The organism is Streptomyces sp. NBC_01334 (assembly GCF_035983595.1).
Classification (GTDB): domain Bacteria; phylum Actinomycetota; class Actinomycetes; order Streptomycetales; family Streptomycetaceae; genus Streptomyces; species Streptomyces coriariae.
In genome coordinates this window covers 4,498,479-4,518,845 of sequence record NZ_CP130718.1, presented here as the reverse complement: position 1 = coordinate 4,518,845, position 20,367 = coordinate 4,498,479, and the positions used below count along the sequence as shown (strand labels likewise).

General features: G+C 72.8%; 17 protein-coding genes. 11 read left to right on the top strand and 6 right to left on the bottom strand.

Features of this window, described 5'->3' with window-relative positions:
• Positions 1-3 precede the first annotated feature (3 nt).
• The 5 genes from OG736_RS20130 to OG736_RS20110 all read left to right on the top strand — a co-directional run bounded on the left by OG736_RS20130 (position 4) and on the right by OG736_RS20110 (position 6,088).
• Positions 4-1,857, top strand: coding sequence for an acetyl/propionyl/methylcrotonyl-CoA carboxylase subunit alpha (locus OG736_RS20130; RefSeq protein WP_327183687.1), 1,854 nt, complete (start codon positions 4-6; stop codon positions 1,855-1,857).
• An 81-nt stretch (positions 1,858-1,938) separates the two neighbouring features.
• Positions 1,939-3,114: an acyl-CoA dehydrogenase family protein gene (locus OG736_RS20125; RefSeq protein WP_327183686.1), complete on the top strand. Its 1,176-nt coding sequence runs from the start codon at positions 1,939-1,941 to the stop codon at positions 3,112-3,114.
• A 42-nt stretch (positions 3,115-3,156) separates the two neighbouring features.
• Positions 3,157-4,725, top strand: coding sequence for a 4-coumarate--CoA ligase family protein (locus OG736_RS20120; RefSeq protein WP_327183685.1), 1,569 nt, complete (start codon positions 3,157-3,159; stop codon positions 4,723-4,725).
• The gene (locus tag OG736_RS20115; protein WP_327183684.1) at positions 4,722-5,468 is read left to right on the top strand and encodes an enoyl-CoA hydratase family protein; all 747 of its coding nucleotides are present in this window, start codon (positions 4,722-4,724) and stop codon (positions 5,466-5,468) included. Before OG736_RS20120 ends, OG736_RS20115 begins: the two co-directional genes overlap by 4 nt.
• Complete coding sequence (locus OG736_RS20110) at positions 5,456-6,088, top strand: TetR/AcrR family transcriptional regulator (protein WP_327183683.1); 633 nt, start codon at positions 5,456-5,458, stop codon at positions 6,086-6,088. Before OG736_RS20115 ends, OG736_RS20110 begins: the two co-directional genes overlap by 13 nt.
• A 142-nt stretch (positions 6,089-6,230) precedes the next feature.
• Here OG736_RS20110 and pdxH read toward each other — a convergent pair whose 3' ends face one another.
• Positions 6,231-6,911 (bottom strand): pyridoxamine 5'-phosphate oxidase, encoded by a 681-nt coding sequence (gene pdxH / locus OG736_RS20105; protein WP_327183682.1) that lies wholly within the window; start codon positions 6,909-6,911, stop codon positions 6,231-6,233.
• A 272-nt stretch (positions 6,912-7,183) separates the two neighbouring features.
• Between pdxH and OG736_RS20100 the strand changes: the two genes are divergently transcribed.
• The gene (locus OG736_RS20100) at positions 7,184-8,284 is read left to right on the top strand and encodes a citrate synthase 2 (RefSeq protein ID WP_327183681.1); all 1,101 of its coding nucleotides are present in this window, start codon (positions 7,184-7,186) and stop codon (positions 8,282-8,284) included.
• A gap of 69 nt (positions 8,285-8,353) precedes the next feature.
• Here OG736_RS20100 and OG736_RS20095 read toward each other — a convergent pair whose 3' ends face one another.
• Complete coding sequence (locus OG736_RS20095; RefSeq protein WP_327183680.1) at positions 8,354-9,370, bottom strand: isopenicillin N synthase family dioxygenase; 1,017 nt, start codon at positions 9,368-9,370, stop codon at positions 8,354-8,356.
• Between the two features lie 640 nt (positions 9,371-10,010).
• On the opposite strand from OG736_RS20095, the gene OG736_RS20090 reads away from it, so the two are divergent.
• Together OG736_RS20090 and OG736_RS20085 are read left to right on the top strand one after the other, a co-directional pair.
• The gene (locus OG736_RS20090) at positions 10,011-10,469 is read left to right on the top strand and encodes a GNAT family N-acetyltransferase (protein ID WP_327183679.1); all 459 of its coding nucleotides are present in this window, start codon (positions 10,011-10,013) and stop codon (positions 10,467-10,469) included.
• Positions 10,470-10,572: 103 nt separating this feature from the next.
• Entirely contained in the window at positions 10,573-12,051 is a 1,479-nt protein-coding gene (locus OG736_RS20085; protein WP_327183678.1) for a PAS domain-containing protein, read from the top strand.
• Between the two features lie 68 nt (positions 12,052-12,119).
• On the opposite strand, the gene OG736_RS20080 is transcribed toward OG736_RS20085, so the two are convergent.
• Complete coding sequence (locus OG736_RS20080) at positions 12,120-12,872, bottom strand: SIS domain-containing protein (protein WP_327183677.1); 753 nt, start codon at positions 12,870-12,872, stop codon at positions 12,120-12,122.
• 270 nt (positions 12,873-13,142) lie between these two features.
• Between OG736_RS20080 and OG736_RS20075 the strand changes: the two genes are divergently transcribed.
• A complete protein-coding gene (locus OG736_RS20075; RefSeq protein WP_020130217.1) occupies positions 13,143-13,835 on the top strand; it encodes an iron-dependent transcriptional repressor DtxR in 693 nt (230 codons plus the stop codon).
• A 518-nt stretch (positions 13,836-14,353) separates the two neighbouring features.
• Positions 14,354-15,310, top strand: a complete 957-nt coding sequence (locus OG736_RS20070; protein WP_327183676.1) for an alpha/beta fold hydrolase — start codon at positions 14,354-14,356, stop codon at positions 15,308-15,310.
• A gap of 168 nt (positions 15,311-15,478) precedes the next feature.
• Here OG736_RS20070 and OG736_RS20065 read toward each other — a convergent pair whose 3' ends face one another.
• Genes OG736_RS20065 through OG736_RS20055 form a run of 3 tightly spaced genes read right to left on the bottom strand, consistent with a single transcriptional unit; the run spans position 15,479 to position 18,552 of the window.
• Positions 15,479-17,086, bottom strand: coding sequence for a transporter (locus tag OG736_RS20065; protein WP_327183675.1), 1,608 nt, complete (start codon positions 17,084-17,086; stop codon positions 15,479-15,481).
• Positions 17,083-17,853, bottom strand: a complete 771-nt coding sequence (locus tag OG736_RS20060) for an ABC transporter ATP-binding protein (protein WP_327183674.1) — start codon at positions 17,851-17,853, stop codon at positions 17,083-17,085. Before OG736_RS20060 ends, OG736_RS20065 begins: the two co-directional genes overlap by 4 nt.
• Positions 17,854-17,889: 36 nt before the next feature.
• Positions 17,890-18,552, bottom strand: coding sequence for a bifunctional DNA primase/polymerase (locus OG736_RS20055; protein WP_327183673.1), 663 nt, complete (start codon positions 18,550-18,552; stop codon positions 17,890-17,892).
• A gap of 335 nt (positions 18,553-18,887) precedes the next feature.
• Here OG736_RS20055 and OG736_RS20050 point away from each other — a divergent pair, with 335 nt between their 5' ends.
• Positions 18,888-20,273: an NsdA family TPR-like regulatory protein gene (locus OG736_RS20050; RefSeq protein WP_267022540.1), complete on the top strand. Its 1,386-nt coding sequence runs from the start codon at positions 18,888-18,890 to the stop codon at positions 20,271-20,273.
• Positions 20,274-20,367 lie beyond the last annotated feature (94 nt).

The window sequence follows — 20,367 nt, the reverse complement described above, 5'->3', positions numbered from 1 at the left end:
CTCATGATTACTTCCGTTCTGGTGGCCAACCGCGGCGAGATCGCCTGCCGCGTCTTCCGGACCTGCCGCGAGGCGGGCATCTGCACCGTCGCCGTGCACTCGGACGCCGACACCGACGCCCTCCACGCGCGCGTGGCGGACTCGGCCGTACGGCTGCCGGGCAGCACGCCCGCGGACACCTACCTGCGTGCCGACCTCGTGGTGAAGGCCGCCGTCAGCGCCGGCGCGGACGCCGTGCACCCCGGCTACGGCTTCCTCTCCGAGAACGCCGACTTCGCGCGCGCCGTCCTGGACGCGGGCCTCGTCTGGATCGGGCCACCGCCCGAGGCGATCGAGGCGATGGCGTCCAAGACCCGCGCCAAGCAGCTCATGGGGCTCGCCCCGCTCGCCTCGGACGAGGTGACGCAAGCCGACCTGCCGGTGCTGGTGAAGGCCGCCGCGGGCGGTGGCGGGCGCGGGATGCGCATCGTGCGCCGCCTGGCGGAGCTGGGCGCCGCGCTGGAGGGCGCCCGGGCCGAGGCCGCGAGCGCGTTCGGCGACGGCGAGGTGTTCGTCGAGCCGTACGTCGAGAACGGCCGCCATGTCGAGGTGCAGATCCTCGCCGACACGCACGGCACGGTGTGGGCGCTCGGCACCCGCGACTGCTCCCTCCAGCGGCGCCACCAGAAGGTGATCGAGGAGGCGCCGGCGCCGGGCCTGTCCGAGCGGACGGCGGAGGAACTGCGGGCGCTGGCGGTGCGTGCCGCGCGGGCCGTCTCGTACGTCGGCGCCGGCACCGTCGAGTTCCTCGTCGCCGACGGCCGCGCGCACTTCCTGGAGATGAACACCCGCCTCCAGGTCGAACACCCCGTCACGGAGGCCGTCTTCGGCCTCGACCTGGTGGCCGAGCAGATCCGGGTCGCGGAGGGCGCCGCCCTGGATCCCGAGCCCCCACGCGCGCGTGGCCACGCCGTCGAGGCGCGGCTCTACGCCGAGGACCCGGCGAACGACTGGACCCCGCAGACCGGCACCCTGCACCGTCTGATCGTCCCCGAGGGCGTCCGCCTGGACACCGGCTTCGGCGACGGCGACGACATCGGCGTCCACTACGACCCCATGCTCGCCAAGGTCGTCGCCCACGCCCCCACGCGCGCGGAGGCGATCCGCAAGCTCGCGGGCGCCCTGGAACGCACGGTCCTGCACGGCCCCCTCACCAACCGCGACCTGCTGGTTCGCTCCCTGCGCCACGCGGAGTTCACCTCCGCCCGCATGGACACCGGCTTCTACGACCGGCATCTCGGCGACCTCACGGTCGCGGAACCCGACCCGTACGCCCCGCTGGCCGCCGCCCTCGCGGACGCGTGCACCCGCTCGCCGCTGGGCGGCTGGCGCAACCTGCCGTCCCAGCCGCAGACGAAGCGGTACGCGGCGGCGGGCGAGGAGACGGAGGTCCGCTACCGCCACACCCGGACCGGCCTCACGGCCGACGGGGTGCAGGTGGTGCACGCCGACCCCGGCCTGGTCGTCCTGGAGATCGACGGCGTACGGCGCCGCTTCGAGGTCGCCCGCTACGGCGACCGCGTCCACGTCAACGACACCGCCCTCACCGCGCTCCCGCGCTTCCCCGACCCGGAGGCCCAGCACGCCCCCGGCTCCCTGCTCGCGCCGATGCCCGGCACGGTCGTCAAGCTCGCGGACGGTCTCATCACCGGATCGAGTGTCCGGGCCGGCGAACCGCTGCTGTGGCTCGAAGCGATGAAGATGCAGCACGTCATCTCGGCCCCGGTGGAGGGGAAGGTGACGGCGCTGCCGGTGACGACAGGACAGCAGGTGGAGCTCGGCACCCTCTTGGCCGTCGTCGAGGGAATCGCGCCCTGAGGGGCGCGGGGCGCCACATCATGCGGCTCCGCCGCGTGGGGCGCGGCCGGCCATGACGAACCCGCAGACGAAGGAGCCACATTGAGCACGCTGATCGAATCCGACGAGCACAAGGCACTCCGCAAGGCGGTCTCGTCCTTCGCCAGGAGCCACGCCCACGAATCCGCTCCCGGCTCCGCCTCCGACGCCGCCTCCGACTCGGAGAGGCGCGGCCTCTGGCAGGAAGCCGCCAAGCTCGGCTACATCGGCGTCAACCTGCCGGAGGCGTACGGCGGCGGAGGCGGCGGCATCGCCGAGCTGTCCCTGATCCTCGAAGAGCTCGGCGCCGCCGGAGCCCCGCTGCTGATGATGATCGTCTCCCCGGCGATCTGCGGCACGGTCATCGCGCGCTTCGGCACCGAGGCCCAGAAGCGGGAGTGGCTGCCCGCCCTGGCCGACGGCAGCCGCCTCATGGCCTTCGGCATCACCGAACCCGACGCCGGCTCCAACAGCCACCGCATCACCACCACCGCCCGCCGCGACCCCGCGAGCGGCGACTGGCTGCTGACCGGCCGCAAGGTCTTCGTCTCCGGCGTCGACATCGCCGACGCCACCCTGATCGTCGGCCGCACCGAGGACGCCCGCACCGGCAGCCTCAAGCCCTGCCTGTTCATCGTCCCGCGTGACGCCGAGGGCTTCTCCCGCCGCCGCATCGACATGGAACTCAACAGCGTGGAGAAGCAGTTCGAGCTCGTCCTGGACGACGTGCGGCTCCCCGCGGAGGCGCTCGTCGGCGACGAGGACGCGGGCCTGCTCCAGCTCTTCGCCGGACTCAACCCCGAGCGCATCATGACGGCCGCCTTCGCGATCGGCATGGGCCGCCACGCGCTCTCCAAGGCGATCGAGTACGCGCGCGACCGCACCGTCTGGAAGAGCCCGATCGGCGCCCACCAGGCCATCGCGCACCCCCTCGCGCAGGCCCACATCGACCTCGAACTGGCCCGCCTGATGATGCAGAAGGCGGCCCAGCTGTACGACGCGGGGGACGACGTCGGAGCGGGCGAGGCCGCCAACATGGCCAAGTACGCGGCCGGGGAGGCCTGTGTGAAGGCGGTCGACCAGTCCGTGCACACCCTCGGCGGCAACGGCCTCACGCGCGAGTTCGGCCTCGCCAGGCTGATAACCGCCTCCCGCGTGGCTCGTATCGCCCCGGTGAGCCGGGAGATGATTCTCAACTACGTCTCCCACCAGACCCTGGGCCTGCCCAAGTCGTACTGACCGCAGCCGGCAACCGTCGTGTCCGGCGCGCGAGGAGGAACCATGTTCCGCAGCGAGTTCGCAGACGTCCCGCCCGTAGAACTCCCCATCCACGACGCCGTGCTGGGCCGTGCCGCCGAGTTCGGCGAACTCCCGGCGCTCGTCGACGGCACGGACGGCACCACCCTCACGTACGACCAGGTGGACCGGTTCCACCGGCGGGTCGCCGCCGCGCTCGCCGAGGCCGGGGTCCGCAAGGGCGACGTGCTGGCCCTGCACAGCCCCAACACCGTCGCCTTCCCGCTCGCCTTCTACGCGGCCACGCGCGCGGGCGCCACGGTCACCACCGTGCACCCGCTCGCCACCGCCGAGGAGTTCGCCAAGCAGCTCGACGACTCCGCCGCCCGCTGGATCGTCACCGTCTCCCCGCTGCTCCAGACGGCCCGACGGGCGGCCGAACTCGCGGGCGGCGTCGAGGAGATCTTCGTCTGCGACACCGCCGCCGGGCACCGCTCGCTCGTCGACATGCTCGCCTCGGCGGCCCCGGAACCGCAGGTGGACATCGACCCGGTGGAAGACGTGGCGGTCCTGCCGTACTCCTCCGGCACCACCGGCGTCCCCAAGGGCGTGATGCTCACCCACCGGCAGATCGCCACCAACCTCGCCCAGCTCCGTTCGGTGATGTCCGTGGGCCCCGGCGACCGCATCCTCGCCGTGCTGCCCTTCTTCCACATCTACGGCCTCACCGCCCTGATGAACGCGCCCCTGCGGCAGGGCGCCACCGTCGTGGTGCTGCCCCGCTTCGACCTGGAGACCTTCCTCGCGGCCATCCAGAACCACCGGATCACCGGCCTGTACGTGGCCCCGCCGATCGTCCTCGCCCTCGCCAAGCACCCGGCGGTCACCCGGTACGACCTGTCGTCCCTGCGCCACGTCGTCAGCGCGGCCGCGCCCCTGGACGCTGCCCTCGCCGCCGCCTGCGCCGAGCGCCTGAACCTGCCGCCGGTCGGCCAGGCCTACGGCATGACGGAACTGTCCCCGGGCACCCACGTCGTCCCGCTCGACGCCATGCGGGACGCGCCCGCCGGCACCGTCGGCAAGCTCATCGCCGGCACCGAGATGCGGATCGTCTCCCTCGACGACCCCGACAAGGACCTCGACGTCGGAGAGGCCGGCGAGATCCTCATCCGGGGGCCGCAGATCATGAAGGGCTACCTGGGGCGCCCCGACGCCACCGCCGACATGATCGACGGCGACGGCTGGCTGCACACCGGCGACGTCGGGCGGGTCGACGCGGACGGCTGGCTGTTCGTCGTCGACCGGGTCAAGGAACTGATCAAGTACAAGGGCTTCCAGGTGGCACCCGCCGAACTCGAGGCCCTCCTGCTCACCCACCCCGGCATAGCGGACGCGGCCGTCATCGGCGTCTACAACGACGACGGCAACGAGGTCCCGCACGCGTACGTGGTCCGGCAGCCCACGTCACCCGAGCTCGCCGAGGGAGAGATCGCGATGTACGTCGCCGAGCGGGTCGCCCCCTACAAGCGCGTCCGCGGGGTCACCTTCATCGACGCCGTGCCGCGCGCCGCCTCCGGGAAGATCCTGCGCCGTCAACTGAGGGAGCGTGCATGACGACCGCCCTGGTCGGACGGACCCGCATCCGAGGAGTCGAGACCCTCAGCCTCGACTCGCCCACCACCCGCAACGCCCTCTCGAGCGCCCTCGTGAGCGAACTGACGGACGCGCTCGGGAGCTGCGACAAGGACGACGACGTACGCGCCGTCGTCCTCACCCACACCGGCAACACCTTCAGCGCGGGCGCCGACCTGAAGGACCCCCCGCCGCCCCATGCGGTGCCCGCCCTGCTCCGGCGGATCCTCGAACTGCGCAAGCCCGTGGTGGCCCGGGTCGCCGGGCATGTGCGGGCGGGCGGGCTGGGCGTGCTCGGCGCCTGCGACATCGCGCTCGCCTCCGGGACGGCGACCTTCGCGTTCACGGAGGTGCGCATCGGGGTCGCGCCCGCCGTCATCTCACTGCCGCTGCTGCCCCGCGTCGACCCGCGCGCCCTCGCCCGCTACTGCCTCACCGGTGAGACCTTCGGCGCGGCCGAGGCGGCCCGGATCGGCCTCGTCACCCTCTCGGCCGGCGACGGCGACCTGGACGAGGCCCTGGCACCCGTCCTCGACGGCCTGCGCCGTGCCGCGCCCACGGCCCTGGCCAGGACGAAGGAGCTGCTCACGGCTAAGGTGCTGGAGGCCCTCGTCGAGGACGCGGGCGAGATGACCAGGCTCTCGGCCTCGTTGTTCGCCGGCCCCGACGCCCGCGAGGGAATGACGGCCTTCCTCGAACGACGGGATCCTCCATGGGTGTTGTGACCACGGACGACCGCGCCCCGGGCGATCGCGCCCCGGGCGACCGGGTGCCCAAGCAGGACCGCAGCCGGGCCACCCGGCAGAGGCTCCTGGCGGCCGCCGTGGCCTGCCTCGCCGAACGCGGCTGGGCGGGGTCCACGGTCTCCGTCGTCGCGGAACGCGCGGGCGTCTCCCGGGGCGCGGCCCAGCACCACTTCCCCACCCGCGAGGACCTCTTCACCGCGGCCGTCGAGTACGTCGCCGAGGAACGCTCGGATGCGTTGCGCGCGCTGTTCCCGCAGGGCGCGACGGGCGACCGGCGCGCGGTCGTCACCGCCCTCGTGGGCCTCTACACCGGCCCCCTCTTCCGGGCCGCCCTGCACCTGTGGGTGGCCGCCTCCAACGAGGAGCAGCTGCGCTCGCGCGTGACCGAGCTGGAGGCCCGCGTGGGCCGCGAGAGCCACCGCATAGCCGTCGAGCTCCTGGGCGCCGACGAGTCCGCGCCCGGCGTCCGCGAGACCGTCCAGGGCCTGCTGGACATGGCCCGCGGCCTCGGCCTCGCCAACCTCCTCACCGACGACGGGGGGCGCCGCGAGCGCGTGGTGACGCAGTGGGCGGGACTGCTGGACGACGCACTCGGCTGACCCCACCACCGACGGCCCGATCGGCCGCCCGCCGACTGCCCCGGCCCCCGGTCCGGCGGCCCACCCGGCCCCAGGTCCGACGGCCCCGCACAGAACAGTGCTCCTGCCCGGCGGGGTCCGAGCCCCCGAGGGGACGGTCCCGTCAGGGGCTGAGCCGCTCCACCCGCCAGCTCCCGTCCGCCTCCGCCACGTAGCGCAGCCGGTCGTGCAGCCGGTTCAGGCGGCCCTGCCAGAACTCCACCGACTGCGGAGCCACCCGGAAACCGCCCCAGTGCGGCGGGACCGGCACCTGCTCGCCCTCCGGGTAGCGGGCCGCCAGCTCGGCGTAGGAGGCGTCGAGATCGGCGCGGGTGGCGATCACCGAGGACTGCGCGCTGGCCCAGGCCCCCAGCTGGGAGCCGTGCGGCCGGGTCCGGAAGTACGCGGCGGTCTCGTCGCGCCCGGTGCGCCGCGCCACGCCCCGCACGATCACCTGCCGGGCCATCGGATGCCAGGGGAAGAGCAGCGAGACGTGCGGGTTCTCGGCGAGGTCGCGGGCCTTGCGGGAGTCGTAGTTGGTGTAGAAGACGAAGCCCTGCTCGTCGAAGTGCTTCAGCAGCACCGTGCGGGAGCCGGGCCGGCCCTCGGCGTCCGCGGTGGAGACGACCATGGCGTTCGGCTCGAAGAGATGGGCCTCGACGGCCGCGTCCTTGAACCAGCGGGCGAACTGCTCCACGGGCGTGGCGGCCAGCTCGGCCTCGGAGAGCCCCTCGGCCCGGTACTGCTTGCGCATGGCGGCGGGATCGGGGACGGGGCCGGGGGAGACGGCGTCTGCGTCGGTCACGTGGTCATCTTGCCGTATGGCCCACCGCCGCAGACCGACCCACCAAAGGTGGCACTGAGTGCCGCGACCACTCCCCAAGGGTGGCACTCGGGGATATGGTGCAGAGGCACCCGTCGCCGCGTCCCGCCCCGGTCGGGTGCCGGTCGGGTGACCGACGGCCGCACGGGGCATCAGTGGAATACCGCCCAGGACCGCGAGTCTTCGCACCCCAGGTGCACAGGACCGTGGAACCGCCGGCGCCGCCCGTCGCACACATCACGAGGAGCCGCCCGATGTCCGACTTCGTACCCGGACTCGAAGGAGTCGTCGCGTTCGAGACGGAGATCGCCGAACCCGACAAGGAGGGCGGCGCTCTGCGGTACCGGGGCGTCGACATCGAGGACCTGGTGGGTCACGTCTCTTTCGGCAACGTCTGGGGCCTGCTCGTCGACGGCGCCTTCAACCCCGGCCTGCCGCCCGCCGAGCCGTTCCCGATCCCCGTCCACTCCGGTGACATCCGCGTCGACGTGCAGTCCGCCCTCGCCATGCTCGCGCCCGTCTGGGGCCTGAGGCCGCTCCTCGACATCGATGCGGAGCAGGCCCGCGCGGACCTCGCCCGCGCCGCCGTCATGGCCCTCTCCTACGTCGCCCAGTCCGCGCGCGGCCAGGGCCGGCCGATGGTCCCGCAGCGGGAGATCGACAAGGCACAGTCCGTCGTCGAGCGGTTCATGATCCGCTGGCGCGGCGAGCCGGACCCCAAGCACGTGGCCGCGGTCGACGCCTACTGGACGTCGGCCGCCGAACACGGCATGAACGCGTCCACGTTCACGGCCCGCGTGATCGCCTCCACGGGCGCCGACGTCGCCGCCGCCCTGTCCGGCGCCGTGGGCGCCATGTCGGGACCGCTGCACGGTGGCGCACCCTCCCGCGTCCTCGGCATGATCGAGGAGATCGAGCGGACCGGGGACGCGGAGGCGTACGTCAGGCGGGCCCTCGACAAGGGCGAGCGGCTCATGGGCTTCGGCCACCGTGTCTACCGCGCCGAGGACCCACGCGCGCGCGTGCTGCGCCGTACGGCCCGCGAGCTGGGCGCGCCCCGCTTCGAGATCGCCGAAGCCCTGGAGAAGGCGGCCCTCGCGGAACTCCACGCCCGCCGCCCCGACCGGGTCCTGGCGACGAACGTCGAGTTCTGGGCGGCCATCATCCTGGACTTCGCCGAGGTCCCGGCGCACATGTTCACCTCGATGTTCACCTGCGCCCGCACGGCGGGCTGGTCGGCGCACATCCTGGAGCAGAAGCGCACCGGCCGCCTGGTCCGCCCGTCGGCCCGCTACATCGGCCCGGGCTCCCGCAACCCCCGGGAGATCGAGGGCTACGGGGACATCAGCGGCTAGGCCCGGCCGCCCGGCCCACCGCCGAAGCACGGCGTCACGGTCGGCGTCCGCCGGGTGTCACACGCGGCATCACGCGGGGCTGAGCAGCTCCGCGTGATGCCGTTCGGCCACCAGCGGGTGGGCCCGCAGCTTGCCCTTCAGCTCGTTGAAGCCGTACTCGGCGAAGAGCGGGTTGGCCGGGTCGTCGGTCACGCCGGGCGCGGCGGAGGCGTGCGGGAAGGGCAGCGGCTCGACGCGGGCGTCCAGACGGGGGTTGTAGAAGAAGGGCACGGAGAACCGCTCGACGGCGCTCGGCGGCGACACGACCCGGTGGTTGGTGGCCACGAGATATCCGTTCGTGGCCACCTCCAGCAGCTCACCCAGGTTGACCACGAAAGCGCCCGGCAGCGGCGGAACGTCATGGAACAGCCCGTCCGCGCGCTGTACCTGGAGTCCGCCGACCCGGTCCTGGAGGAGCAGCGTCAGGAACCCGTAGTCCTTGTGCGCCCCGACGCCTTGGCCGGCACCGTCGCCCGCGCTTCCCGGATACCGCACGAGCTTCAGATGCGGATGCGCCCGCTCCCCGAACGCCTGGTCGTAGAAGTCGACGGGCGCCCCGATCGAGGCGAGCAGCTCGTGCAGCAGCTTCTCGGCGACGGCGCTCAGCCGCGCGATCCACGCGAGCGCGGCGGTCCGCAGCGCGGGCAGCCCGGCGGGCCACTGGTTGGGCCCCTCCAGCCACCAGTAGGCGGGCTCGTCGGCCCCGGGTGTCCGGGCGGGCCGCTCGGCCCCTATGTCGAGCTGGTCCCGCCAGTCCTGCCGCCCGCCGGTCCGCTCGTCGCCGGTCCGCGTGTAGCCGCGGAAGTGCGGCGAGTTCACGTTGTCGATGGCGAGCCGCTCGGCCTCGGGCAGTGCGAAGAAGGCCCGCATGGCGGACAGCAGCTCGCCGGTCTCCCGCTCACCGACCCCGTGCCCGACCAGCTGGAAGAACCCCACGTCGTGCGCGGCACTGTGCAGCTGCGCGTGCAGCAGCGCCCGGGCCTGGGGGCCGCGGTCGGCGGCGGAGAGATCGATGATCGGCAGTTGCTGGTACGACGGGTTCGTCATGGTACGTCCGCAGGTGTACGGGGCCCGGCCGCCGCCGTGGGTGGGGCGGCGCACGGGTGCCAAGTGGGCAAGAGGGGAGGGGAACGCAGGCGGATGTGAACCGCGGAAGGGGCTGGAAGCTCAGAGGGAGCGTCGACAGCCCATGCTCGTGACGCGGACGTAGTCCACGTGGCGGCGTCGAACGAGCGAAAGCATGCGCCCAGGGTACTGCCTGACGAAAGATCCGTACGTGGCGCGGATCACGCCCCGCAAACCCTGTGGACGGAGGGCCCGAAGAGCGGAGGGCCGGAAGTGCGAAGGCCGGGGGAGCGGAGGGCGGAAGAACGGTGGACCGGAAACGCAGGCGACCCGCGAGTCTGGTCCTCGCTCAGGAGGGCCGGCCGGACGTACCGGCGACTCGCGGGTCGGGTGACTGCGTTGAATTGGCCGGTTGCGTGCAACTCACACACGCTGGTCCGGCACCGCACTCAGTGGGCGACGGGCCACTAGCCCGCAGCCACCTCCGACGTCCGGTGTGCATACATGCTTCGGACCACCTCCTTTCCTTCGGTACGGCACACACTAGGAACCCGTCTCCGGTCGCTTCAAGTGTTTTTCTCGGTTGTTGACCCGGCGGGCCGGGAAGCGGTTCCCTGCTCGCGTGACTGATCTTCGTCTGCGCACCGAGGCCGTGGCCGGTGAGGCCGCGCTCGAACAGTGGCGGCACGTCCACAACACGATCGTGCCGCCCGCCGCGATGTCCCTCGACGAGGTGCGCGAGCGCGCGGGCCGCTACCGGCTGGAGAACGCCTACGTCGGTGACGTCCTCGTCGGCTGCTCGACCGTGCGGCCGCCCGAGGGCGAGCAGGCGGTGGCGACCGTCATCGCGCGCGTGCTGCCCGCGTACCGGGGGCGCGGCCACGGCGCGGCCCTGTACGACCACGCTCTCGCCCACGCGCGGGTGCTCGGCGCCCGGGTGGTCGAGACGTGCGTGCTGGCCGTCAACGAGGACGGCCTGCGGTTCGCGCGGGCACGCGGTTTCGTCGAGGTCGAGCGGTACGTGCTCGACGGCGGGACGGCGGAATGGGTCGACCTGCGGCTCCTGCCCCGCGATGACTGAGGCGCGGTACAACGATTCCTCTGCAATCTTGCGGGAACCATATGTGGGCTGCGTCACGTTCGAGTTGAATGAGGGCAAGTGAGCGAACCTGCAGGGGGTCCAGGTGAGTGCTTCCCGACGTAGTGGGACCACCGACGAGCTGGGGCCGGACGAGCCCGAGCGGTCGGGCGGCGACGGCCCCACGCCCCCGGAAGGCGCGGAGACGGCGGTCGGCCCGGTCGGCCCGGACGGCACCGATCTGCTCGCCGCGCTGCTCGACGGCATGGACGCGGCGCTCTGCGCGTTCGACGGCGACGGCATCGTCACCCACTGGAACCGCGAGGCCGAACGCATCCTCGGCTGGACCGCCGCCGAGGCGGTCGGCCGGCGCGGCTTCGCGGGATGGGCCGTGCGCGAGGCCGACGCCGAGGACATCGAGGGGCGGCTGATGTCCGCCATGCACGCGCCGGGCCGCCAGGTCCACGAGTTCGCGCTGCTGACCAAGGACGGCGGCCGCGTCCTCGTGCGCAGCCAGTCCGCCGCCGTGCGCGGGCCCGACGGCAAGCCCGCGGGGCTGTACTTCGCGTTCAGCGAGGTGCATGCCCAGATCGACCTGGAGCGCTCCATCGCGCTCAGCGAGGCCCTCTTCGACGACGCCTCCTGGGGAGTCGTCCTGGTCGACGCCGACCTGCGCCCCGCCGTCGTCAACGCGCACGCCGCCCGCGCGCTCGGCACGGGCCGTACGGCCGCCCTGGGCCGCCCCCTGGGCGATCTGCTCACCCAGGGTGTCGAGGAGCTGGAGAACGCGCTGACGCACGTCCTCGCCGAGGGCGCTCCGCCGGCACCCGCCGAGCTGTGGGTCGGGGTGCGCACCCCGGAGGGCGAGAAGCGGCGCTGCTGGCGCAGCGGCTTCCTGCGGCTCGCCTCGCCGCTCGCCGAGGAGCCGGTGCCCCTCGGCGTCGGCTGGATCTTCCAGGACGTCACCGAGGCCAAGCAGGGCGAGCAGGAGGCCTCGCTGCTGCGCTTCCGCGCCAACCAGCTGCACCGGGCCGCCCGCGCGGCCGCCGAGTGCGAGGACCCCGCCGAGGCGGCCACCGTGCACCTCGACTTCGCGCTCGCCGGATTCGCCGACCACGCCTTGGTCGACCGGGTGATGGGCGGCGCCCCGGCCGACCACGAGGGGGCCGGTCCGCAGCGGCTGATGCGGGTCGCGGCCACCCCGTCGGGCGGGCCGGGTCCCAGCACGCTCACCGGACACACGGGCCTGCCGGTGCGCTACGGCGAGGCGCACCCGGCGCTTCAGTGCGTGGCGCGGGCGGGTTCGGTGCGGGCCGGGGTGGGCTCCGCGTCGGCCGACGAGGCACGGGAGTGGGCCCGGGCGCGCCTGTGGCCCGACGACACGGTGCACGCCTTGTGCGCGGTGCTGCGCAGCCGAGGCCGCACCCTGGGTGTCGTGACGTTCCTGCGCGGCGGTGGCCGTACGGCCTTCGAGCGTTCCGACGCGATCTACGCCGAGGATGTCGCCGTCCGGATAGCCGCCGCGCTGGACCTCGCCGATCTGACCGGGGCGGCCGACGCGGCGGGCCGGGGCGAAGGCGCCTGACCCGCGCGGTCGGGGCGGGTCGGGCGGCCGGTCCGCCGGTCGCGCCGCCGGGTGGTGGCGCCGCCCGTTCAGCGGCGGTAGAAGATCCGGTCCCGGTACTCCTCCATGATCCGCCCGTTCCAGTCGTGGCCACCGTCGACATTGCCGGAGCGCAGCAGCGGGGGCTCGATGCCACGCTCGGCGAGGACGCCGGCCGCGGTGGCCATCACGGCCTGGAGGAGGGCCGAGGTGACGACCGTGGAGGCGGGGGCGAAGGGCGCGGGGACGGTGTCGAGGGTGAGCTCGGCGTCGCCGACCGCGATCTTCGAGTCGAGGACGACGTCGCAGTGGTCTTTCAGGAAGGTTCCGGAGACATTCCGGGACGTCGTCTCCGAGGCGTAGGCCACCGAGGTCAGGCCGATCACCCGGACGCCCAGGGCGCGGGCCTTCTGGGCCATCTCCACGGGCAGGGCGTTGCGGCCGGACAGCGAGACGATGACGAGGGCGTCGCCCGCGCGCAGGGGCGAGGTGTCCAGGACGGCGGTCGCGAGGCCGTCGACGCGCTCCAGGGCCGAGCCGAGGGTGGCGGGGGAGACATCGACGCCGACGCCCGGGACCGCGAGCAGGTTCATCAGGGCGAGGCCGCCCGCGCGGTAGACGACGTCCTGGGCGGCGAGGGAGGAGTGACCGGCGCCGAAGGCGAAGAGGCGGCCGCCTGCGGCGACGGTGTCGGCGAGGAGCGTGCCGGCGGCCTCGACGGTGTCGGCCTCCTCGTCGCGGGCCCGCTGGAGCAGGGCGATCGCGGCGTCGAAGAACTGGGCGGCGAGCTTGCGGTCGCTCATCCGAAGGGCCCCTTTGCCGTAGCGGGTGTCCGTGTCGCGGATCACCGTGCGGTCTGGACCAGTGCGCTGTCAATACGCCCGGTGACGGTGGGGCGGCCGGGGTGCCGGCCGGCCTCGCGGCGGCGATCCGCGCCCCGATGTAACCGCCTCGTTCCAACGGCGCGGCACGCTTGTCAGTGGTATCCGGCAGAATTGAGTCCAGGGCCAGCGCACGCGCCGGAGAGCCGTTCAGCCTTCGGCAGAGCCAGCAGAGCTAATCGAGGGGCACACATGTCCGGACTGATCGACACCACGGAGATGTATCTCCGCACCATCCTCGAGCTGGAAGAGGAAGGCGTGGTGCCCATGCGTGCCCGGATCGCCGAACGCCTCGACCAGAGCGGGCCGACGGTCAGCCAGACGGTGGCGCGCATGGAGCGCGACGGTCTGGTCTCCGTGGCCAGCGACCGACACCTGGAGCTCACCGACGAGGGTCGCCGGCTCGCCACGCGCGTGATGCGCAAGCACCGCCTCGCCGAGTGTCTCCTCGTCGACGTGATCGGCCTGGAGTGGGAGCAGGTGCACGCCGAGGCCTGTCGCTGGGAACACGTGATGAGCGAGGCCGTCGAGCGGCGCGTGCTGGAGCTGCTGCGGCACCCGACCGAGTCGCCGTACGGCAACCCGATCCCGGGCCTGGAGGAGCTGGGCGAGAAGGACGGCGCCGACCCGTTCCTGGACGAGGGCATGGTCTCGCTGGCCGACCTCGACCCGGGCCTGGAGGGCAAGACGGTCGTCGTACGCCGGATCGGCGAGCCGATCCAGACGGACGCGCAGCTGATGTACACGCTGCGTCGCGCGGGCGTGCAGCCCGGCTCGGTGGTGAGCGTGACGGAGTCGGCGGGCGGTGTCCTGGTGGGCAGCGGCGGCGAGGCGGCCGAGCTGGAGTCGGACGTCGCGTCCCACGTGTTCGTCGCGAAGCGCTGAGCTCCGGCCGGGCGGGCGCGGCACGTCGTCGGGGTGACCACCGGTCGCCGCCGAAACGCTGAGCATTGTTCAACTCCTGGGGAGCGTGGGGAAGTTGATGTGTTTCGTCGATCTCGTCGAATCGCAGATTCCCTGTGTCGAATCGCAGCGCTCCGGCGCTTCACGTGCCAGGCTGTCGCGTGGGGCATATGACCTGAGGGGGGCCGGATGCCGTGCCGCGGAGCAGTGGAGAGCCCCGGTGCCGTACGGCACCGGGGCCTGTCCTCCCCTGTACTGACCCGGAGCCCCGAGCTCTCAGGGTCATTCCCCGCGGACCGATTTCCCCGAGCGGTCCGCCTCCCGCTGAAGGTCTCCCCTCGGCAGCGGCGATCATTCCTTGAGGGTGGTCACTCGAACGAGGGGTGTTGTGCGCGGAGAGTGCATTTCTCGAAAGGCCATTCGATAGCCTGCGGGTGATTGAAGGCAGTACGAAGGCATCGGAAGCGCAGAGGTATGACGGCTAGGGGGTGCCAGGACCTATGGCGCGACGCATCGACGTGACCGGGGCGGGCGGCGTACGCCTGGCGGCCTGGGAGTTCGGTGACCCGCCCAAGGGCGACCCGGCGAAAGCGGTGACGGAGCCCGTGATTCCGCCCCAGTCCGTGCGGAAGCGGGAGGGGGGCCGGTCCGCCGAGCCCCTCGAGAACGGCGCCGGAAGCAGGCCGGGCGTCCTGTTACTGCACGGTCTGATGGGCCGGGCCTCGCACTGGTCGTCCACGGCCCGCTGGCTCTCCGAGCGGCACCGCGCGGTCGCCCTCGACCAGCGCGGCCACGGCCAGAGCGCGAAGCTGCCCGAGGCCGCCTTCACCCGCGAGGCCTACGTCGAGGACGCGGAGGCCGCCCTGGAGCAGCTCGGCCTCGCCCCGGCCGTCCTCATCGGCCACGCCATGGGCGCGCTCACCGCTTGGCAGCTCGCCGCCAAGCGCCCCGACCTGGTGCAGGGTCTGATCGTCTGCGACATGCGGGCCTCCGCGCTGGGAGCGGCCTCGCAGCGCGAGTGGGGCGACTGGTTCAAGTCCTGGCCGGCCCCCTTCGCCACGCTCGCCGACGTCCGCAAGTGGTTCGGCGAGGACGACCCCTGGGTGGAGCGCCCGAACCCGTCCCGGGGCGAGTTCTACGCCGAGGTGATGCACGAGTCGCCGGACGGCTGGCGTCCCGTCTTCGAGCCCGAGCAGATGCTCAAGACCCGCGAGACCTGGGTCTACGACGCGCACTGGGAGGAGCTCACCCAGGTCCGGTGCCCGGCGCTGGTGGTGCGTGGCCTGGACGGCGAGCTCGGCCGCGCCGAGGCCCAGGAGATGGTGCGGGTCCTGCCGCGCGGCGCGTACGCGGAGGTCGCCGACGCCGGGCACCTCGTGCACTACGACCAGCCGGAGGGGTGGCGCACGGCGATCGAACCGTTCCTCGACGCCGTCCTCACTCCGAAAGCCCCCTGAGGCCTCCACGGCCCGCGGAGATCCCTGCGGCCCCCGGAGGCCTCTACGGCCCCCTCGACCCCTTACGGCCCGCGGAGGGCCTCTCTGGCGCCCGCCGAAGCCCTTCCGAGGCCGCGGGTCCGGTAGCCCTCGGCGGTCAGGCGGTCGCGGGGGCGGGCGGCCGTGCGGTCAGCCCTTGCTCACCGCCGTCAGGATCTCCGGGAGGCGCGACGCCGTCCGGGGAGCGGCCAGACGCAGTCCCAGCAGCGTGATCGCCGCGCCGTACACCGCGCCCCCCGGCAGCAGCAGCCAGGTCCAGGAGTCCCCGCCCTCGGTGACGTGCAGCCAGATCGTCACCGCGATGACGGGCGCGCACAGCAGGGCCGCCGAGACCATCCCGCCGAAGATCGCGATCCAGGCGAGACCGGCCTGGCCGGGGGCGACGTTCTTGTAGCCCTCCTGCGGAATCGAGTAGGGGAAGCGGGCCGAGGTCCAGGCACCCGTCGCCAGCATCGCGCCGAGCAGCGCGAGGGACAGCCCCAGCGCCTCGGGCAGCTTCGACCAGTCGCCGAGCATCGCCGTCGTCAGCACGGTCACCAGCGTCGCGTACGGCAGGGTGATCAGCAGCAGGGCCAGCGCCCGCGCGCGCAGTTCGACGTACGCGTCCCGCCGCGAGGAGATCGTCATCGCGACCATCCAGAACGCGGACGTGTCCTGCCCGAACTGGTTGTACATCTGGATGCCGAGCATCCCGGCTGCGAAGCAGGCGAAGTAGATCGAGCCGGTGCCCTGCAGGGCGTTGAAGACCGGCACGATCAGCCCGATGGCCAGCGACGTCACCCAGGCCGCCTTCGTCTTCGGGTCGCGCCAGATGTAGCGCAGACCACGCTCCATCACGGTGCCGGTACGCCCGCCCGGCAGCAGCCGCCCGAGCCCCGCCGAGCTCCGCCGTTCCCGCGCGGCCGGCTCGGCCGCCTGGAGGGTGGAACCGTCGGGCGAGATCATCAACCGGGTCAGGCTCCGCGTCCACACCCGCACCAGCAGCACCAGAGCGCCCGCGCTGACGGCGATCTGCGCGGCGGCCGTCCCGTACGCGCCCTCGCTCACCGAGTCCACCGCGCCGATCGCCGAGGCGGGCGGCAGCCAGCGCAGCACCTCCGCCGCCGGATCGAGCTGCCCGAGACCGGACGTCCCGAGCCGCTGCGCCCCGAAGTTGACGACCTGTGCCCCGATCGCGATGACCAGCCCGCTCAGCACCGCGAGATCGCGTCCCTTACGGCTGGTCAGCAGCCGGATGTTGGCGGCGGCCACGGCCCGGGCGAGCGCCACGCACACCAGCAGCCCGAGGGCGACGGCGAGCACGCCCACCGTCCACGCCGCGGCCCCGTGCGCCACGGACACCACCGACCCCACCAGCATCAGCAGCGTGAACAGCGGCCCGATGCCCACCAGGGAGGCCGCCAGCAGCGCGCGCACCAGCGGCCGGGGCCGCAGCGGCAGCATCACCAGCCGGGTCGGGTCCAGGGTCTCGTCACCGCTGGGGAAGAACAACGGCATCACCGCCCAGCCCAGCCCCAGCACCGCCGCGAGCAGCACCACCAGCGACACCGCGTGGTCGTGCCCGCGCAACGCGATCAGTCCGAGCAGCTGAAGCGCGGCGAAGAGCAGTGTGACGACGGCGGAGGCGACGTACGCGGCCCGCCGCCCACCCGACTGCCGCAGCCCGTTGCGCAGCAGGGACAGCTTCAGCCGTACGACGGTGGGGACGAGGCCCGGCGGGGAGGTCGGCTCGCTCACCGGGCCGCCCCGCCGCCCAGCCAGTCGAGGTCGGAACCGGTGTCCCGCCCCTGTGCCCCGACGAGTTCGAGAAAGGCCTGCTGCAAGGAGGCAGCCGAGCCCCGCACCTCCTCCAGCGTCCCGTGCGCCCGGATCCGCCCCGCCGCCAGCACCGCCACCCAGTCGCACAGCGACTCGACGAGCTCCATGACATGGGAGGAGAAGACGACCGTCGCCCCGGACGCGGTGTACCGCTCCAGCACTCCCCGGATGATCTGCGCGGACACCGGGTCGACGCCCTCGAACGGCTCGTCGAGGAAGAGCACTTCGGGGTTGTGCAGCAGCGCGGCCGCGAGCCCGATCTTCTTCCGCATGCCGGTCGAGTAGTCGACGACGAGCTTGTGCTGGGCCCCGGCCAGATCGAGGACGTCGAGCAGCTGCGTGGCCCGCTTGTCGACCTCGGGGCCCGGCAGCCCCCGCAACCGCCCGCTGTAACCGAGAAGTTCACGCCCCGAGAGCCGCTCGAACAGCCGTAGTCCCTCCGGCAGCACGCCGATCCGCGCCTTCACCTCGACGGGATCACGCCACACGTCGTGCCCGACCACCTCGACGGATCCCTGATCGGGCCGCAACAGCCCGGTCACCATCGACAGGGTCGTGGTCTTCCCGGCTCCGTTCGGCCCGACGAGCCCGATGAACTTCCCGGACGGCAGATCGAGATCGATCCCGGCGACGGCGACCTGCTGCCCGAACCGTTTCCAGAGGTTACGCACGCGTACGGACGTCATGCACGAACCCTACGGCGCGGAAAGCGACTCAGGGGGTCAGCGGTCCCGCCCGCAGGCGTAGGCGAGCGGCGAGATCAACTCCTCCGCGTCCGGCAGCCAGCGGTTCGCGGCGGTGGGCCGGCACGCCCACTGCACGGCACCCCGGGACCCGAACCGCGTGGGCGGCGCGGCGACCCACATGCCCTCGCCGAGCGTCAGGAGATCGAGCGCGCCCAGCGACCAGCCCAGCTTGCGCACCAGGTCCGGCACCTTCGCCGAAGCCCCCGGCAACACGAAGAACTGCATCCGCCGGTCCGGCGTCAACGTGACGGGACCGAGCGTCAACTCCATCCGCTCCATCCGCGCCAGCGCGAGAAACCCGGCCGTCTCCGGAACGGAGATCGCGTCGAACGTACGCCCGGTCGGCAGCAGGATCGAGGCGGTCGGCTGCTTCTGCCACATCCGGCGCGCGACCGTCGCACTGCCGGTGGCCTGTGTCGCCCAGTCGGGGCGCGCGGGGTGCGCGCCCGGCGCCGCACACGCGCCGTCGCCGCACGAGCAGCGCTGCACTCCGTCGACGGGTTCCAGCCAGGTGCCGGGGAACACGTCCCAATGACGTTCCTCGGCGTAACGAACAGCGGTCTCGAGCAGCGATTCCCCGCGCTGCTTCGGGATTTGAGTGGCTTCGGCGCCCGCGATGGTCTCTTCCACGATGAACACAACTCTAGCCGTCACCAGGGGTTACGCCCGCCACATTGCGCGGGGGAGGAGCATCGATTCCGCGTCCGGGGCGCATGGGTGCACGGGCGGGGGCGCGCGGGAGGAACGGGCGCGGGAGCGGGTAACCAGGTAGAGGGGGGCGGGCGTCCGCCGGTAACCCGGCAATTCTCTGTATTCCTCGGCAAGTCTTGGCAATCCTCACATGCCTCGCATTTTCGCTGCGGCTGTGGGGCATTGATCTTCTCGGCCGGAACTTTTCGGTGGAAGACACGTCAACTCGGTGTGTGGGCGGGCACCCGCCGTCCCGGTCACCGCAGCCACAGGGGGTAGTGCCCATGGCCGCAAGGCCGCTAGTCGCGAGGCAACCGAACGAACGGTTGCAGGCGCTCATCCAGGAGGCGGGGTGCTCGAACGCCGGGCTCGCCCGCCGCGTCAACATGTGCGGCGCCGAGCACGGACTCGATCTGCGCTACGACAAGACGTCCGTGGCCCGTTGGCTGCGCGGACAGCAGCCGCGGGGCCGCGCCCCGGCGATCATCGCGGAGGCGCTGGGCCGCAAGCTCGGCCGTACGGTCACGATCGACGAGATCGGCATGGCCAACGGCAAGAACCTCGCCTCGGGCGTGGGTCTCCAGTTCTCGCCGACGGTACTGGGGGCCATCGAGCAGGTCTGCGAACTGTGGCGCAGCGACGTGGGCCGACGCGACTTCCTCTCCGGTTCGTCCGTGGCCGCCTCCGCGTTGGTCGAGCCGAGCCGCGACTGGCTGATCTCCTCCCCCGACGCACAGGTGGCGCGGGCTGCCGGGCCCCGGGTGGGCCTCTCCGACGTCGCGGCCGTCAAGGCCATGACCCAGGCGCTGGTCGACCTGGACCACCAGTACGGCAGCGGGCATGTGCGCCCGGTCGTCGTGCACTACCTCAACAGCGTCGTCTCGGGGCTGCTGGCCGGCTCCTACCGGGAGGCGGTGGGCCGGGAACTCTTCGCGGCCGTGGCCCGGTTGACGGAACTCGCCGGCTACATGGCCGTCGACACCGGCCAACCCGGCCTCGCCCAGCGCTACTACATCCAGGCCCTGCGGCTCGCCCAGGCGGCGGGCGACAGGGGGTACGGCGGATACGTCCTCGCCGCATCCATGAGCCACCTCGCCGCGCAGCTCGGAAACCCGCGGGAGATCGCGCAGTTGGCGCGCGCCGCGCAGGAGGGAGCGCGGGGGCGGGTGACGCCGCGCGCGGAGGCGATGTTCCTCGCGGCGGAGGCGCGCGGCCACGCGCTGCTGGGGGACGCGCGCGGGGCGCAGGCGGCGTCCGGGCGGGCGATCTCGGCGCTGGAGGCGGCCGAGCCGTCCGCCGGGGACGACCCCGCGTGGATCGCGCACTTCGACGAGGCCTATCTGGCCGACGAGTTGGCGCACTGCCACCGCGACCTGGGCCAGGCCGAGGCGGCGGCGCGCTGCGCCGAACAGTCCCTGGCCGGGCACCCGGAGAGCCGTGCGCGCCGGCGTGCCATCGGCTACGTCCTGCTGGCCACCGCGCAGGTGCAGCAGCGCGAGATCGAACAGGCCTGCCACACGGGCCTCAAGGCGGTCGAGCTCCTCGAGACGCTCCGCTCCAACCGGGGCGCGGAGTACCTGGAGGACCTCCAGCAGCGACTGGAACCGTTCCGGGACGAGTCGGTGGTAAGGGAGTTCGGGGCGCGGCTGGAGCTGCAGACCGCGGCGTGAACGGACGGGGTGCCGCCGCGTGAACACGCGGGAAACGGCGCGGTCGCGCGGAAGGAGGGGCGGATACAGCGCACGGGGCTCCGGATCTGTCACC